The 16,346-nt window shown below is 43.6% G+C and carries 14 protein-coding genes; 3 read left to right on the top strand and 11 right to left on the bottom strand.

Annotated elements, in window-relative coordinates; all coding sequences use genetic code 11:
* Positions 1–80: 80 nt before the first annotated feature.
* Positions 81–1,046 carry a DUF4351 domain-containing protein gene (locus HEQ19_24730; protein ID WYM02224.1) on the bottom strand — a complete coding sequence of 322 codons (966 nt, stop codon included), beginning with the start codon at positions 1,044–1,046 and terminating at the stop codon, positions 81–83.
* A gap of 784 nt (positions 1,047–1,830) precedes the next feature.
* Between HEQ19_24730 and HEQ19_24725 the strand changes: the two genes are divergently transcribed.
* Positions 1,831–2,688: a pentapeptide repeat-containing protein gene (locus HEQ19_24725; protein WYM02223.1), complete on the top strand. Its 858-nt coding sequence runs from the start codon at positions 1,831–1,833 to the stop codon at positions 2,686–2,688.
* 362 nt (positions 2,689–3,050) lie between these two features.
* On the opposite strand, the gene mnmE is transcribed toward HEQ19_24725, so the two are convergent.
* A complete protein-coding gene (gene mnmE / locus HEQ19_24720; GenBank protein ID WYM02222.1) occupies positions 3,051–4,445 on the bottom strand; it encodes a tRNA uridine-5-carboxymethylaminomethyl(34) synthesis GTPase MnmE in 1,395 nt (464 codons plus the stop codon).
* A gap of 193 nt (positions 4,446–4,638) precedes the next feature.
* Here mnmE and HEQ19_24715 point away from each other — a divergent pair, with 193 nt between their 5' ends.
* A complete protein-coding gene (locus HEQ19_24715; GenBank protein ID WYM02221.1) occupies positions 4,639–4,839 on the top strand; it encodes a hypothetical protein in 201 nt (66 codons plus the stop codon).
* A 16-nt stretch (positions 4,840–4,855) separates the two neighbouring features.
* Here HEQ19_24715 and HEQ19_24710 read toward each other — a convergent pair whose 3' ends face one another.
* The 9 genes from HEQ19_24710 to HEQ19_24670 form a co-directional block, all read right to left on the bottom strand.
* Entirely contained in the window at positions 4,856–5,587 is a 732-nt protein-coding gene (locus tag HEQ19_24710; GenBank protein ID WYM02220.1) for a Uma2 family endonuclease, read from the bottom strand.
* 450 nt (positions 5,588–6,037) lie between these two features.
* Positions 6,038–7,660 (bottom strand): mucoidy inhibitor MuiA family protein, encoded by a 1,623-nt coding sequence (locus HEQ19_24705; protein WYM02219.1) that lies wholly within the window; start codon positions 7,658–7,660, stop codon positions 6,038–6,040.
* A gap of 517 nt (positions 7,661–8,177) precedes the next feature.
* Complete coding sequence (locus tag HEQ19_24700) at positions 8,178–9,119, bottom strand: LysR substrate-binding domain-containing protein (GenBank protein ID WYM02218.1); 942 nt, start codon at positions 9,117–9,119, stop codon at positions 8,178–8,180.
* Between the two features lie 289 nt (positions 9,120–9,408).
* Positions 9,409–10,182, bottom strand: a complete 774-nt coding sequence (locus HEQ19_24695; GenBank protein ID WYM02217.1) for a BMC domain-containing protein — start codon at positions 10,180–10,182, stop codon at positions 9,409–9,411.
* 47 nt (positions 10,183–10,229) lie between these two features.
* Positions 10,230–10,997: a transferase gene (locus tag HEQ19_24690; GenBank protein ID WYM02216.1), complete on the bottom strand. Its 768-nt coding sequence runs from the start codon at positions 10,995–10,997 to the stop codon at positions 10,230–10,232.
* A gap of 72 nt (positions 10,998–11,069) precedes the next feature.
* On the bottom strand, positions 11,070–12,725 hold the full coding sequence (locus tag HEQ19_24685; GenBank protein ID WYM02215.1) for a ribulose bisphosphate carboxylase small subunit: 1,656 nt from the start codon (positions 12,723–12,725) through the stop codon (positions 11,070–11,072).
* 89 nt (positions 12,726–12,814) lie between these two features.
* Positions 12,815–13,117 (bottom strand): EutN/CcmL family microcompartment protein, encoded by a 303-nt coding sequence (locus HEQ19_24680; protein WYM02214.1) that lies wholly within the window; start codon positions 13,115–13,117, stop codon positions 12,815–12,817.
* Positions 13,118–13,123: 6 nt separating this feature from the next.
* Positions 13,124–13,468 (bottom strand): BMC domain-containing protein, encoded by a 345-nt coding sequence (locus tag HEQ19_24675; protein WYM02213.1) that lies wholly within the window; start codon positions 13,466–13,468, stop codon positions 13,124–13,126.
* 89 nt (positions 13,469–13,557) lie between these two features.
* On the bottom strand, positions 13,558–13,866 hold the full coding sequence (locus HEQ19_24670; GenBank protein WYM02212.1) for a BMC domain-containing protein: 309 nt from the start codon (positions 13,864–13,866) through the stop codon (positions 13,558–13,560).
* 591 nt (positions 13,867–14,457) lie between these two features.
* Between HEQ19_24670 and HEQ19_24665 the strand changes: the two genes are divergently transcribed.
* On the top strand, positions 14,458–16,314 hold the full coding sequence (locus HEQ19_24665; GenBank protein WYM02211.1) for an NAD(P)H-quinone oxidoreductase subunit F: 1,857 nt from the start codon (positions 14,458–14,460) through the stop codon (positions 16,312–16,314).
* The last annotated feature ends 32 nt before the right edge of the window (positions 16,315–16,346 follow it).

The following is a 16,346-nucleotide window of genomic DNA, read 5'->3' as shown; positions in this document are numbered from 1 at the left end:
GATTTGATATCAAATCTGGTTACGGTAACACAAACATTCAGGGCACAGCATTGCTGTGCCCTTACAAATACCATGTGCAATCACACCGTAAACCAGCGAACCAGATCGTCAATTTCCGTGAAATCTAGTAGAGCTTCAGCTAATTCTTCTAATTGAATAACATCCAGAGATTGAATAGAAGCGATCGCCTCAGATGGTAACTCCCCGAACCGTCTTTGCAATTGCTTTAGAATAAGCCTCTGTTCACCTTTCTGTTCACCTTTCTGCTCACCTTCCTCTATTCCTCGCTCGTAGCCAATGCGTTCACCTGTGGTAACGTAAGTCATATTTCGCTCCTGTTCAAATTCTTTTAGCTCTTGCCAAAATTCCGTGTCCAACTGTTTTGGTAATAGCATAACCCAATCTATAAATCGGTACAAACTGCGAACATCTGTTTCTTGCCAACCTAGTTCATAAAGTCGGCGAACTAGGCGGAATTTCCAATTTTTACGTTCCCTTGCTTGATTCCTAGTTTCTTGAGTCTTTAAGTGCGCCATCACAACCATTGCAAAAGGATTGTCACTCGCTTCTAACTCTGACCATCGGTTTTGGTAATCCAAAAGTTTAACTGTACTAAATTCAAAATTATGTTTTGTACCTGGAGACTCAAAACTATACTGATTCGGACGCCAATCGCTGTTTGAATCACACAAAATAGCTAGGCTAGTGGCAGGTTTACCATAATAATCGAAAATCCGTATATTGTACAAAAACATCCTTTCTGGAAAGATATCTTCTGATTCTGCTTGAACTTCTATGTGGATTAATAACCACAGTTCTTTTCCTTGAAGAAGCCTTGCACTGACTAGCTTATCTGCATACAATCTGCCTTTAACGGCATCATAAGCAATCGCTTGAAATTCTTTATCTAAAAATAGGTGAGGGTGATTCCAGTCAATCAATGCAGCTATTTGAGGGAAAAAGAACTGCATTGCTTGAGGAAAATAAGCTTCTAAAACTTCTTTCCAAGGACTATCGTTATCTGCTCTCTTTTTTTCCTCTGTCATATATTATTTTATCCTACATCCATGTTTTTATTTTACTATAAAAAGTATTTATTTAGAAGATAAGTAGGCGATTAATTATTATTATTTTAGACTGATATGGTTGATTATTTAATTTACTGAAATCAGAATATTCTTGAGTCAAATAAACAAACTATGAGAACAAAACAATGCGTAAGTTCTGTAGTTTTGAAAAATTGTTTGTGAGGCGACGCAATCGTATTGTGAGGCGATGCAATCGTATTGTGAGGCGACGCAATCGTATTGTGAGGCGACGCAATCGTATTGTGAGGCAATACAATCGTATTGTGAGGCGATGCAATCGTATTGCGAGGCGATGCAATCCTATTGTGAGGCGATGGCGTAGCCCAGAGCAAGCATCGCGCAAAATCACGCCGAATTATCAGTGGTTCCAATACGTGAAAACTGCTATAAAATAATTAAGACATATAAAAACTTGTACAAACGTTACATATAGCGTTTATACGTATTTTAACCGAAAACCATTGAGTATAGCTGTATGAATAAGCCACGCAAACAAGTCTGGGAAAGCTGGTTCTTGCGTACTTAGCGTGCTAAATATGTTGAAAAATAAGCTTGAACTCCTTGCTGGGATAAGATGACAGCCATTATTTACTGCCTTTTAGGTCTGATGATTAAAATTTTGGCTATAAGCGCCTGTAAGCCTTGATTTTAAAACAAAGTTATCGACTGTAATTAAAAATTTAGCACGTTAAGTACGCAAGAACCGGGTTTACTCACGGAAATTCCTAATTTCCCTTGGGAGATGTTATTTAAACGTTTAGAAAAGTTTTATCGTCGCTGGTGTCAGGGAAAATTTATTGACTCTGCAGAAGAGACTTTACCCCAAAAAAAGCTGCGACAGTTGCAAAAGTATAAAATTATAGGGCTTGGTCAGCGTCAGGTTGATATATATGCTGGGTTGAATGTAATGATTTTGCTGTTGGAGTTGCACCGCTATGCTCAAGGGCGAGATGACCTCACGCAACAAATCATTTTTTATCCATCTGATAAACCAGAAAAATATCCTTTGACAACCCAACTGCTTCGCATCATTAATTATAGTGATGGTATTAAGTTGGGTAATTTTAATAGTGTAGTTGGGCGATTTCTGAGCCGCGCAAACCTCAGCGGCGCAAACCTCAGCGGCGCAAACCTCAGCGGCGCAGACCTCAGTAGCGCATACCTCAGCCGCGCAGACCTCAGTAGCGCATACCTCAGCCGCGCAAACCTCAACAGCGCAGACCTCAGGGGCGCAAACCTCAGCAGCGCAGACCTCAGGGGCGCAAACCTCAGGGGCGCAAACCTCAGCGACGCAGACCTCAGCAGCGCAAACCTCAGCGGCGCAATCCTCAGCCGCGCAAACCTCAACAGCGCAGACCTCAGGGGCGCAAACCTCAGCAGCGCAGACATCAGGGGCGCAAACCTCAGGGGCGCAAACCTCAGGGGCGCAGACCTCAGCAGCGCAAACCTTAGCGGCGCATACCTCGGCGACGCATACCTCAGCAATGAAGTCTTGGGAGATATCCGCTGGGATGAAAATACAAAATGGGAGGGTGTGCGAGGACTGGATACAGCAAAGAATGTGCCAGAAGCGTTAAAACTGCAGTTGGGACTGAGTTAGCAGGTGGAGTCTCAATTCTCTGCTGAAGTAAGTCGGCGCGAAAAAACAAAACTATATTACGAAATGTAAGGGACTTCTAAAAAATAAATTATCCCAAATTATTTGCACATTTGTAGGGGCGCAAGGCCTTGCGCCCCTACAGATTATCGATGTGTTGCAAAGATTTTTTGAATTGGTATAAATATGTCTCATACCGTTTCACTTTAAGTATGATACAAATACGTTGGTAGGGGCACGGCAATGCCGTGCCCTTACGCGAAATCTATATGTATCAGAGTTTTGGTGAAATGGTATCAAATGCTTACCAATGACCAATGACAAATGACGACCAAAGCCAGTACGGTTTATTTGCGCCGACCTACTTATTTGCCAATACAAAATCTACTAAAAATCCGGTCAAGGACAGATTCTGTCACTTCTTCGCCGGTAACTTCTCCTAAAGCATGAATCGCATCTCGTAAATCAATTGTCCAAAAATCTAGAGGTAGCTGCTGGGCAATTGTTAGTTGTAGTTGTTCTAAGGAAATTTTCGCTTTGATTAATACTGCAGCTTGTCTTTGATTAATTGCTAAATCTAAATCAGCAGCTTGGATTTGACTGGTTTTTACTATGTCTAAAATTGCTGTTTCTAAAGCTTCAATTCCTTGATTTTGGGCTGCTGCTGTGAAAATTTTAGATTTGGCTGTGGGAATTTGGAATAACAATGTATTTCTGAGACTTTCTGCTAATAAATCAATTTTGTTAATCACCAAAATTAACGGACGGTCTTGCACTTGTGCGTAAATTTCTTCATCACCTGCTGTCCAACCGGCTGAGGCGTCGATAGTCAATAGGACTAAATCTGCTGCACTGGCGGCTCGGCGCGATCGCTCGACGCCAATTTTTTCTACTTGGTCGGCTGTTTCCCGAATCCCAGCTGTATCTAACACTTGTACCGGAATTCCCCCCACAACTAGCTGGGATTCGACTACATCGCGGGTTGTGCCGGGTAAGTCGGTGACAATGGCGCGATCGCTCTGGCTCCAAGCGTTCAACAAGCTGGATTTACCAACATTCGGACGCCCCACAATCGCTACTTTTAATCCTGTCCGCAGCAGTTCGCCTTTGTCTTTGGTTGCTAATAATCGCGAAATTTCGGCGGCAATGTTCTCAATTTCTGATATGATAGTTTTATAGTCCAGCGGGGGTAAGTCTTCCTCAAAATCTATCCGCGCTTCAATTTCTGCCAAGATATCCAAACAGTTGGCGCGTAACTGACGGATGGGATGAGCTAATTTGCCTTGTAACCCAGCCAGGGCAGTTTGGGCAGCTTGGGGTGATTGCGCTCCCACTAAATCGGCAATACTTTCTGCTTGGGTCAAATCCACGCGCCCATTCAAAAAGGCGCGGAGGGTAAATTCTCCGGGTTGGGCGAGCCTAGCGCCATGTTCCAAACACAGATGTAGCACCTGCTGCACGGCGATAATTCCCCCGTGACAATGGAATTCCACCACATCTTCACGGGTGTAAGAACGGGGGGCCTTCATAATCAACAACAAAGCTTCATCTACCAGTTCTCGCGTTTGGGGATGGCGGATGTAACCGTAGAGAATCCGGTGAGTTTCCCAAACTTGACGCCCTGGTGCATAAAACAAAGTGCGGGCGATCGCCATTGCTTGCGAACCAGATAAGCGCACAATCCCCACACTACCTTGTTGAGGCACAACAGCAGTAGCGATCGCGGCAATGGTTCCACTAGTGGCAAAAATTTCCGACATCAGCGACCTTTTCAGCAAACGTTTCCATATAGTTAGCGTAGCAGAAGGGTCAAGGGTCAAGGGGTAGGGGCGCAAGGCCTTGCGCCCCTACGATGATCTGTGGTTATGGCATGAAAATTAATAGGATAGCAAGTGGCAAGGTAAAATTTATTTAGGCTTTTTGTTTTAAGTTTTAGAGAGAGGGAATTTGACTGTGGAGCCACAAATTAATTGCGCTGAAGCTTGCGTGAACGGTTGTGTTTTAGGGGATAAATGCCCGAATATCGAGTTTAGACAAGCTACAGCCAAATTTCTCGAAGAGACTTCCTTAGATAAAATGCTGGAGTTGGCAGAAGAAAGACTGCGGAAAAAAATGACGGAACCGCCAAAATGGGTGTTTCCCGAAGATCAATAAGATTTGTGTCAACTAACTAGATAGTATCTGGATCTATACCTAATTCTTGCAGTTTTGCTGCCAAGCGATCGCTGCGTTGTTTCTGGTGTTCAGCCCGCTCCTTTTCTTGTTCAGCGCGTTGCTTTTCTTGTTCAGCACGTTGCTTTTCTTGTTCCGCTACTTCTTCTGGTGTCGGAACCAATTCCCCTTGAGGCGTAAAAAACCGTAACTTTTGTTGATAAACCCCCAAGTATAACTCTAGCTGCTGACTCCAGAGCCAGCCTTGAATATTGGGTGTCAATGGTTGATATTTACCAGCTACCAAGACAAACCCTGCAAATTCTAAATTATTTGGGTCAAACCAGAAGTATTCTGGAGTGCGAAAGGTGTCTTGATAAATTTGCTTTTTCAAACCTTTGTCGGTTGCGGCTGTGGAATTTGATAACAGTTCTACAATGACGTTGGGATAGTTACCATCTTCTTGCCAAACAACCCAACTTTTACGGGGTTGGCGTTGAGTCCCCAGCACGACAAAAAAATCTGGCCCGCGAAAATCTTCTGACTTGCGCTGACGTGGGCTGTAATAGATTGTAATATTTCCTGAAGCATAAAAATCATTACGGTTTCGCCATAACCACTCAAAGCATTGGATGAGTAAGGTCATTTGTAGGCGATGCAAATCAGATTCCAAAGGCGGTTCGTCACTATATAAATCCCCTGGAGGAAATATAACATCTTCTGGGGTTTGTAAATCTTGGGCGACAGACATGGCAGCAATTGTCTCAGTGCTATAAGTTTAGCGTAGCAGTCAAAACGGATGACTCTTGCTCAAAGAATGTGTAAGTACATCCTCGCGGGTAAGGTGGGGGCGCAAGGACTTGCGCCCATACTGACAGCAATTTTCATCGATTTGAACCACATTCTTTGTAGGGGTTTAGCATTGCTAAACCCCTACCGCGTGGTCTATTGACCTGAAAACTGCTGTAAGATGTGCTTGGCTAGCTATAGATAATATAAAACTATCTCTGTTCATGCTTGAATAACTGGTCAACCCTTGAAATTGCTTTTTTATGACTTTTTCAGCAAGCCCTAATTATTCATAATAAAAACACCCTACCTCCAACCGCTCCCCTCAGAGCTTGCGGGGAGGGGTTGTAGTTTTAGGGTACTTTTGCAATTAGATTTCTCTAATTGCTCAGATATAATATTCAGCAATGCCCTAAATATCTAACCCAATAACTGTCAAGTCTGGCGGATGTTCAACGGTAAATTGATAATATACCTCTCGTTTTTCTTGAGGTGGAAGCGTTAACACCCATTCCAAAATCCCCAGTTCACCAAGTTGAATTTGTGGGTTGCTGCGGGTGAGCCGGACTTTAATTTGCTCGTTGCGGCTGACTGGTAATTGTTCTGTTAATCTCAAATTAGTTTCTTGGTTGAGCAAGTTAGTAATTATTAGCCGATAACCATAAGTAATTCGCCGTTGATTGCTCATCAATTTTTTATCAACTTGACGCTCAACTAAATCACGCTCAATTTTTAAACCTTCGTCAATTCCTAAATTAAGTTTGAATTCTTGTCCTGGGGCAATATTCTCTAATTTTGTTGTCCCTACAAAAACATTGTCGCGGAAAATATTCGCTTTTCCTGGTAACAAAGTCGCACCATTAGAACTATTTTTCACATTGGCTTGTAGATAAGCAAAACTTACCAAGCGCGGCATTGCTACATAATCAAAATAACTTGGATAATCGTCGTTGAAAATTGTTGTTTTATGGGGTGTACCGTCACTGGGAATGTTACCACCGCCATTGAGTTTAAAAGTAACTACACTTCCTTGTTGAGATACTTCGGCGATTACAGTTTCCGCCTCAATCAAACTGTCTTCCTCAGCTTCTGCTGCTGGTGCTGGTGCTGGCTGAGGTGCCATCATCGCCATAAGCGGTGGTGCTGATGGCGCTTGTCTGGTTCGTGTCGTGTATTCTGCTCGTGGCTGAGGTATATTAATGTACCAAGATTGAAGTTTAGGGGGAATTGTACCTAACCCTGGTTTAGCAGTAGAAAGGGTAAGGACTACATCAAGCCAATCTTCGCCTGTGCTTTGGGTTACTTCTGCCAGATAACTCAAATTCACAACATCACTATTAGTGGTAAAACGTAAGTCATAAAGTGGCGTCCAACTAGCGCGGTTGACTACGTAAGACACCTCTAGCTGAAACTCGCCTTCACCCGCGACTTCCACGGGGATAATTAAGCGCAAGCTTTCTTTGGGATGGGGTGTTTGAATTTTTTGCAGTGAGGTACGCAGTGCTTGGAGTTGCTTGTCTAATTCCTGTAGTTGGCTTTTGCATTCTCCAGAGGCGATCGCGTATTCGCTGTACTGACTACCCAAAAAGTTGAGGAAATCCAAAGTTTCGCTGAGGCTGAGATTTTTCCGCGATAGACTCTGAGCAAAGGGTTCTTCGGTTTTTTCCCGCAAGCCGTCGATAAACCTAGACTGCAAAGCAAAAGCATCTATTTGAGCTTGTTGATGCCGTTTTTCCGCTTCTAGCTGCTGAATTTGCCTTGTCAACTGCGCCACTCGTTCCGCCACAGGTTCAGTAGTGTAAAGGCGATCGCTGCTGACTCCTAGCAAGCGCACCCCTACAGTACCCTTACCACTAACCCTAACCGACTCAGTTTCCAGAGTCACCGGCAATGGTGTAATCACTAATTCCCGTTCCGCGCCTGTTAAGGTAACGATACCCCGGCGTGTAACTAGAGCTTTGTCACTATAAACGGTAACAGCGACAATCTGACTTTCTACTATTTTCCGTGAAGGTGCTATTTCTGGATTAACCACTGCCAGTTTTCCCCCATTGTTAATGGTGCTGCAGGTTTATTGTTAATCGTGAAAGGCCTCACCGTCAACCGATTTTGGATTTTGGATTAAATCTAAAATCTAAAATTGGCTTGGTCAAGCCAGCTGAGTTAGGAATCAATACTGCGTAGGTTTTGAGCCGGGAAATAAATTTCTAGCTTCAAGCTTAAACCCATTTCAATGGGTTAAAAGCCTACCTAGTAAGCTTTGTAGGGGATCTAGTCCTAGATCCCCTACAAAGCTATGAGCAATCAATTTATTGCAGGGCGAGGTTTCGGGCTTAACCTACGCAGTATTGACTCCTAACTCCTAACTCCTGAATAATGAGTAATGAGTAATGAGTAATGAGTAATGAGTAATGAAAGAATTATTAAGATATTAACAACTTCAATCAACAAGTTGAAAGAAAAATAAAAAATAATCCACTCCTAACTCTTAACTCCTCACTCCTAACTCCTAACTCTTCACTCCTAACTCCTCACTCCTAACTCCTCACTCCCTAGCCTTGATCTTGCTCAAAGGTCCCCCAAGCAAAAGCAGTATTTTGCTCGACAAACTTCTTAGCTGCATCTAGCAGATACTCGTAATAGGTACGAGCAACAATAGATAACTGTTTACCAGAGGGGTGAACCATGTACCAAGTGCGTTTAATGGGAAAGTGCTGAACATCGAGAATGCTGAGATCTGAAGTCTCTGTGATTAAGGTATGGCGAGATAAAACCGAAATTCCTAACCCACCAGCAATCGCTTGTTTAATTGCTTCGTTACTCCCCAATTCCAGCTTAACTTTCACAGCCACTCCATGTTTTTCTAACAAACTTTGGACAGCGCGGCGTGTTCCTGAACCAGGTTCGCGCATAATAAAAGGTTCATTGGCCAGGCGTTGGATGGGGATGTTTTGCTCTTTCGTCAATGGATGATTAATTGGTGCAAATACTACCAAAGGATTATCTAAAAATGGTTGACAATTGACATCGAGATTTTCTGGAACTTGGCTCATCACATACAAGTCATCCAGATTATTCATCATCCTCTCTAAAATCCCTTCATGATTGGTTACTTGTAGAGAGATATCAATTCCTGGATAAAGTTGGCAAAAAGGCCCTAACAACCGAGGTACTAAATATTTTGCTGTTGTAATTACGGCTAAACGTAATTTCCCCTGTTTTAGCCCTTTTAAATCTGCCACCTTCATTTCAAATTGAGCTATATTCTCAAAAATTTGCCGACAAGTGGCAAATAATTCTCTTCCCGCCTCAGTTAGATACAAGCGCTTACCCACTTGTTCAAACAATGGTAAACCTACCGATTTTGTCAGTTGCTTAATCTGCATAGAAACGGTGGGTTGGGTGAGAAATAATTCCTCGGCCGCACGCGTAAAACTACTGTGCCGAGCTGCAGCCTCGAACACCTTCAACTGGTGTAGCGTCGCTTGGTTCAAGGGTGATTCTCCTCTTAATGGGGATTCATAGATATAAATCTAGTATCACTGAACACTTGCATATGTCATAGCTTTGGTTATAGAAAAGTTATGAGTTTTATTATAGACAATAATCTATCATCCCTATTAAAAAAACATGTTTTATTTATGGTAATGAGAAGTTATCATCAAAACAACAAGCAAAGCGTAAGATGCCTTCCAGTTTAAGATGAATGCTGAATGCTGAATGCTGAATGAGGATTGCCCACAATTCATCATTCCTAATTCATATTCACCATTCATCATTCCATCATTCTTCTGGAATTTTGACGGGTAACTTGGTTAAATCTGGCAACTGAAGTACTTCTAATTCGGCAACTTGTTCCTTGATATTGACGGGCAACTTTAAGGGTTGACGTTCTTCTATCCAGCAACTTGCTAATGGCAAAGTTTGCTCTAATTCATCTAAGGGACGAGGAATCACCATCACAGCGTTTAATTCTCCAATGCGTTCTGCTTCGTACATACCCGCTTCCACTGCTACCGCAACATTTGCCACGGAGCCACGAATAATGGCTGTACACAAACCCGCACCGATTTTTTCATACGCTGCCAAATGAACATCAGCAGCTTTGAGCATGGCATCACATGCTCCTACCATCGCCGGAAAGCCCCGTGTTTCTACTAATCCAACTGCTTGATTACTCAGGCGGCTATAACCGCCCTCTTCCATGATTTTACTGAGACGATTTGTGATGGGTAGCACTACATCTAAGTTAGGAAAAGGCCTGGCAATCACTAAGCTAGAAACCAGCTGACCAAACTGTTCAGCAGTTTGGACACCAGCTTCTACGGCAAGACGGACATCAGCGATACCACCCCGAACAATGGCTGTACAGTGTCCACTACCAATTTTTTCATAGCCTATTAGATGAACTCCTGCCGATTTGAGCATCATATCCGCCGTGCCAACAATCGCTGGAAAGCTTTTGGTAGATACTAAACCCAAGGCAGTATCTTTGAGGCTGTCTCGACGCTGGGATGCCTGGATTGTGCTAATAGGCCGTTGATGAAATGTTTCCATGTGAATTTTCCAGGATACTCACGAAACTAACAACTTACAATTAACACTTACTCAGACTGATTGTCAGAGATTGGTTCGCTCAAGGTTTGCCGATGTGGAAATAATGTGATTAATAGTCTTTGTATGCTTCCTTGACCGTAAATTTGAGTACCAAAAGTATTCACAGATTCAGTAGCAGGGGGGCTGCGTTGAGAATCATCGTTAATTTCTGTAGGCGCTGCGGCGATTTCCTCGACGGGAGGAGATTCGCTGTTGGGAGTGGTAACAGGACTTGAGAAGGAAATAGTCTGGTATTCTAACTCTAGAACAGGGGCTGCCGAGGTTTTAGTTGAAGAAATCGGTTTTTCCTCACCTGAAAGCTTTTGTTCCTTTGTCTGATTTTCTGGTTCTTCCTTCTGGTCTTGTGTAATTGTCGAATCTGAGTGAGTGATGGAAGGTTCAGGTTCTGTAATTTGCCGAATCTGGCGACTGGTGTCACCCAAAATTGAACCTGGTGCAACTACTTGTCCTGGTGCCACCGAAAAGTAGAAAACTGTTGTAGCAGAACCAATACAAGCATTTGAACCAATTTTACCATTGCCAACCATCAGGAAACCGGCTCCCAAGTTCACTCCGGCTTCTACTTCTAGGGTTCCTTCATAAACTTGGAGAATCGACCCCATACCAATACAGGCCCCAGGACCGATGATGATCTTGCTGTTTGTAGCCGCTTGGAGTATCACCCCTGGTGCGAGTACCGCACTTGGATGAATACTCACCTCGCCACTAATGTAGGATTCAAAATTATTACTGAGGCGCAGTGGCGGCACAGACATGGAAATTATCACCTCGGAAGCCGGACAAAACTTAGAGAGTTAGGAGTTAGGAGTTAGGTAACCGATAACTCTTTATGGCCGTTGGATAATCGCTTCCAATACCCGACGCTTGGCTTTGGGTTCGATACCAATTAACCGGACATATTCCCCTTCATATTCGGCGATGTGCGCTTCTAAGGCGGCGATCGCTTCTCTTTCTGAGGAGGCTTGAATTTGACCTGCGCTAGTCCAAGAACCTGTGCGGAAGCGTCTTTGGTCTACGTGTTCTACGCTAATTTTATAGCCACCTGTCAAGAGTTGTCGTAGTTGGTCTACTACTTCAGCACTCAGGCGGTTACTGGTAGCAGTTGCGGTTGTAGGGGCTGCAGTTGTACTAGCAAATGACTGCTTCTGGCTGCTAGCTGGGCTAACTTGACCATTAGGCCGTTGAATTATGCTTTCTAACACTCGCCGTTTGGCTTTGGGGTCAATGCCAATTAAGCGCACATATTCGCCTTGATGGTTGACTATACAGTCTTCTAAGGCGGCGATGACTTCATTTGTCGAATTTACGTTAATTGGCTCACAACTTTGCCAAGAACCCGTGCGGAATCGCCGCTCATCTACGTGTTCTGTGCCAACTTTGTACCCACCAGCCAATAGTTGGCGGATTTGCTCGATAGTTTCGGCACTGAGTTTGCCATTACCATTACCGTTACCATTACCATTGCTGCTGTAGCTGCTGCCGTTAGACTGATTTACAGGCGCTCTAAAGCTGGCTGGTGTGGCTACTGTGCCATCTGGACGTTGGATGATGGTTTCTAGGACACGTCGTCTACCGCTGTCAATCCCAAACAGCCGGACATATTCACCGCTGTGGTCTGCTAGACAACCTTCTAAAGCGCCGATCGCTTCTCCTAATGTTCTTGCTTCCACTGGCTTGCAACTAGTCCAAGAACCGGTGCGGAACCTTCTTTGGTCTACGTGTTCCGTGCCAATCTTATACCCTTGCTCTAATAAATAGCGCACTTGTTCGATTGTTTCTGCACCCAAACCATTGTTCGCCACTTCACTACTCCTTTCTAACTCTAAAACAGTAATTCCGTTACTTGTATAAGATTTAGCGTTCTCGTCCCGAATGGGTGCTATACATTTCTTATCGGCTGCACAGCGATAACCAGCTCGCAGTGCCTGATTTATTCCAACTACATGATGGGCGAATTGCTCATCCTGGTCTTGGACATCTGGTAAGCGGTCTGCTTGCTGCTGACTAGTAATTATCGCTCCCGAAGGTACATATTTACCTGGGGGAATTTCTACATCTTGAATCAAAGCGTGCATCATGACGATGCAACCTGCTCCTACCCTGGCATTAAACACTGTGGAGCGAAAGCCAATGAAGGAACTATCCCCAACATAAGCCGGTCCGTGAATGAGCGCCATGTGGGTAATGGAAGCATTTTTGCCAATCCATACCGAGTATTGATTTTGGTCATCACCAATTACTCGGCCTTGTTCCAACCCATGAATCACTACACCATCTTGAATATTGGTGTTTTCACCAATGTAAAAAGGTGTGCCTTCATCCGCTCTAATCGAAGTTCCCGGAGCAACGATTACATTTGCACCTATCCGCACGTCTCCAATAATATTGGAAAAGGAATGTACAAATGTGCTTTCATGGATTTTTGGCTCAGCTAAATTCCTCGACCACGGGGTTGGGGGCGCCGCCGTGCTGCTGACTGCCATTGTGAGATTCCTCCTAAAATAAGCTTCTATAGTCAATAGTCCATAGTCAATCGTCCATAATTAACAGACTCTTGACTCTTGACTCTTGACTATCTGTATTGGTCTTTTTTGCTGTAAATGAGACGATCTTCTACGTGAATAGTATCAATTATCGCCACCACTGCTGCATCCAATGGACGCTGTTCATTACCAGGAACTTGACGAGCCGCACTACCTCTGCTGACTAGTACCCACTCATCTACTCCTGCTCCCACGGTATCCGCCGCTACTTCATAGTTGGGCAGCAGGTTTCCTGCTTCATCTACTAACTGCAACATCAGTAGTTTGACACCTCGAAGACTTGGTTCTTTTTGCGTGCTAACTACTGTGCCACGAACTTTAGCAATTTGCATTAGCTATTACGGTCTTCTACCAAAAGGACGAATCGCGTTCACGTTTTCCCGGAATTGCTCTACGTCTTCTGTATAACGAATTGGCAAGACATATTCTAAGTTTTCGTGAGGACGGGCGATGATGTGGGTAGACAGGACTTGTCCACCGTTCACTCGCTTGACAGATTCTACTCCCGCTGCTACGGAAGCTTGGACTTCGGAAACGTCGCCTCTAACGATGACTGTCACCCGACCGCTACCGATTTTTTCATAGCCTACCAGAGTGACGCGAGCCGCTTTTACCATTGCGTCCGCTGCTTCCACTACCGCTGGAAAGCCTAGCGTTTCTACCATTCCCACTGCGATGGACATTCTTTCTAATCCTTAATCAAGTTTCTCAATCTGGACAACAGAAGTACTCAATTCGTCAAATAGCCTTAATTACTTTGTTTTACCAGTTTTTATGTGCGGAACTGTTCTACTGCTTCGGTATACCGAATCGGCAAGACGTATTCTAGGTTCTCATGGGGACGGGCAATGATGTGAGTGGATACTACTTCACCGCCATTTACTCTTCTGGCGGCTTCCACCCCAGCCGCTACTGAAGCTTGTACCTCAGACACGTCTCCCCGGACTATCACTGTTACCCGTGCGCTACCGATTTTTTCATATCCTACCAAGGTTACACGTGCGGCTTTCACCATCGCATCAGCAGCTTCTACTACCGCCGGAAAACCTTTTGTTTCAATCATTCCAACTGCAATTGGCATCGCAGAACTCCTAAAAAATTAATCCAATCAGTACTGAGGTTTGAAATTTTTGACGCTTAAGCTGATCTTGAGCTAAGAAAACACTCCCAAATTAAGCATAGGAAAGCTTGGCGTCCCTGGCAATATAAATTACTATAATAGTTTATGATAAAACTGTTTAAGAAAACTTAACAAAAATTAATAGTGCCCTCTGGCTAATGGAATTTTACGGATTGCTAGAGCAGCCAATTGGGTTTTATAATTTTTTAATTACATTTGTTAAACCTGGGTTAACAAACTCTACAATTCTGTAACGAGGAGAAACAACAGGAGGCTCAAGGGTTTCCCCTAACTGTCTTTCTCTGTTTTGTGCTGTCTATATAAGCACAGCAGGAAAAGTGTATAAGTTTTTCTAATATTCGATATAAACTAACGATGTAGAAGTAGGAATTCCAATGCTATAAGTAGAGGATAGTGGGATAACTAAATATTTTTATTTTGTTATAACAATTTTTTTAAGGGTGTAAATTCAAGCTAAATTATAAAAAATACATTTTATTAAAGCTGATTTAAAAAAAGGTATTCCATCCTCAGTCGTCTCAGGAAATTTAAATGAATCATCTTCTCTACACAACAAGTTGGTTGGTGCCTTTTTATGGTTTAATAGGTGCTATTTTAACTATACCGTGGGCAATCGGAATTATTCGCAGAACAGGGCCAAGACCAGCGGCCTATTTCAACATACTGACGACAATTTTGGCTTTTGCCCATAGCCTGTTTGTGTTTAAAGATATTTGGGACAGAGAACAAGAAACTTTACTGATTACCTGGTTCAAAGTCGCAGATTTAGATTTATCGTTTGCCTTAGAAATTTCACCAGTCAGTATTGGCGCAACGGTTTTAATTAGCGGATTAAGCTTTCTGGCACAAATTTACGCCCTAGGTTACATGGAAAAAGACTGGGCGTTGGCACGTTTTTTTGGGCTGATCGGATTTTTTGAAGCAGCGTTGAGTGGTTTAGCCATCAGTGATTCCTTGTTTCTCAGTTATGCTCTTTTGGAAGTTTTAACGCTATCCACATATTTACTAGTGGGATTTTGGTATGCACAACCACTAGTAGTCACAGCAGCGCGGGATGCGTTTTGGACAAAGCGGGTGGGAGACTTGTTACTGCTGATGGCTGTTGTCACCCTTTCCACCTGGACAGGGAGTTTGAACTTTTCAGATTTATCAGAGTGGGCGCAAACAGCTAACTTAGATCCAGTCAGATCAGCGTTACTGGGTTTGGCGTTGATCGCCGGGCCTGCGGGTAAATGTGCCCAATTTCCCCTGCATTTGTGGCTAGATGAGGCGATGGAAGGCCCTAACCCCGCCTCGATCATGAGGAACTCACTGGTGGTAGCTGGTGGTGCTTATGTGTTGTATAAACTACAGCCATTATTAGTGCTGTCCCCAGTTACTTTGAATGCCTTAGTAATCATGGGAACACTGACAGCAATTGGTGCCTCTTTAGTGTCTTTAGCACAAATTGACATTAAACGGGCATTATCTCATTCCACCAGTGCATACATGGGGTTGGTCTTTTTGGCAATGGGGTTAGAGCAAGGGGGTGTAGCCTTAATGTTGTTGTTAACCCATGCGATCGCCAAAGCACTATTATTCATGAGTTCTGGTTCAATCATTTACACTACCCACACCCAAAATTTAACCGAAATGGGGGGTTTATGGTCAAGAATGCCAGCAACTACCACCGCCTTTATCGTTGGTTCTGCGGGAATGGTGACACTGCTACCACTGGGAAGCTTTTGGGCAATGCTAGCCTGGGCTGACGGCTTAGTACACATTACCCCTTGGGTAATCGCAGTCCTGGTATTAGTCAACGGTTTGACCGCATTAAATTTAACACGGATATTCCGATATATATTTTGGGGTACACCGCAACAGAAAACCCGCCGCGCCCCAGAAGTCGGTTGGCAAATGGCATTTCCTATGGTATCTCTGACCATTGTCACCCTACTATTACCCCTGATGCTACAGCAATGGTACTTACTACCCGATTGGGAAAGTCTTGATTGGTATGTGTTATTAACCTTGCTGTTTTCTACAGTACTTGGGGTATGTATCGGTACCACAATGTATCTACACAAAGCCTGGTCAAGATCGAGAATTCTGGCATGGCGATTTGTGCAGGACTTATTAGGTTATGATTTTTACATTGATCGCGTTTATCGAGTCACAGTAGTAAGTGCCGTAGCCTTGCTGTCGAAAGTTTCAGCTTGGAGCGATCGCTATTTGATTGATGGTCTAGTAAACTTGGTTGGGTTTGCCGCAATTTTTAGTGGACAAACATTAAAGTACAGTATTTCAGGGCAATCTCAGGGCTATATGTTGACAATCCTAGTCGTCATCAGCGTACTGGGTTTTTTCATTAGCTGGTCATTAGGGCTACTAGATAAATTACCTTTTTAGAATTTGTTATTTGTCACTACTCCCCATCCCCT

Source organism: Gloeotrichia echinulata CP02, assembly GCA_038087035.1.
Lineage (GTDB): Bacteria > Cyanobacteriota > Cyanobacteriia > Cyanobacteriales > Nostocaceae > Gloeotrichia > Gloeotrichia echinulata.
The sequence above is the reverse complement of the archived record's forward strand: the minus strand, read 5'-3'. Positions and strand labels throughout refer to the sequence as shown.

What these genes read in the sequence shown, in the direction of transcription:
- HEQ19_24730 (WYM02224.1), bottom strand. Translation starts at nt 1,046, where the DNA reads ATGACAGAGGAAAAAAAGAGAGCAGATAACGATAGTCCTTGGAAAGAA.
- HEQ19_24725 (WYM02223.1), top strand. Translation starts at nt 1,831, where the DNA reads ATGTTATTTAAACGTTTAGAAAAGTTTTATCGTCGCTGGTGTCAGGGA.
- mnmE (WYM02222.1), bottom strand. Translation starts at nt 4,445, where the DNA reads ATGTCGGAAATTTTTGCCACTAGTGGAACCATTGCCGCGATCGCTACT.
- HEQ19_24710 (WYM02220.1), bottom strand. Translation starts at nt 5,587, where the DNA reads ATGTCTGTCGCCCAAGATTTACAAACCCCAGAAGATGTTATATTTCCT.
- HEQ19_24695 (WYM02217.1), bottom strand. Translation starts at nt 10,182, where the DNA reads ATGGAAACATTTCATCAACGGCCTATTAGCACAATCCAGGCATCCCAG.
- HEQ19_24690 (WYM02216.1), bottom strand. Translation starts at nt 10,997, where the DNA reads ATGTCTGTGCCGCCACTGCGCCTCAGTAATAATTTTGAATCCTACATT.
- HEQ19_24685 (WYM02215.1), bottom strand. Translation starts at nt 12,725, where the DNA reads ATGGCAGTCAGCAGCACGGCGGCGCCCCCAACCCCGTGGTCGAGGAAT.
- HEQ19_24680 (WYM02214.1), bottom strand. Translation starts at nt 13,117, where the DNA reads ATGCAAATTGCTAAAGTTCGTGGCACAGTAGTTAGCACGCAAAAAGAA.
- HEQ19_24675 (WYM02213.1), bottom strand. Translation starts at nt 13,468, where the DNA reads ATGTCCATCGCAGTGGGAATGGTAGAAACGCTAGGCTTTCCAGCGGTA.
- HEQ19_24670 (WYM02212.1), bottom strand. Translation starts at nt 13,866, where the DNA reads ATGCCAATTGCAGTTGGAATGATTGAAACAAAAGGTTTTCCGGCGGTA.
- HEQ19_24665 (WYM02211.1), top strand. Translation starts at nt 14,458, where the DNA reads ATGAATCATCTTCTCTACACAACAAGTTGGTTGGTGCCTTTTTATGGT.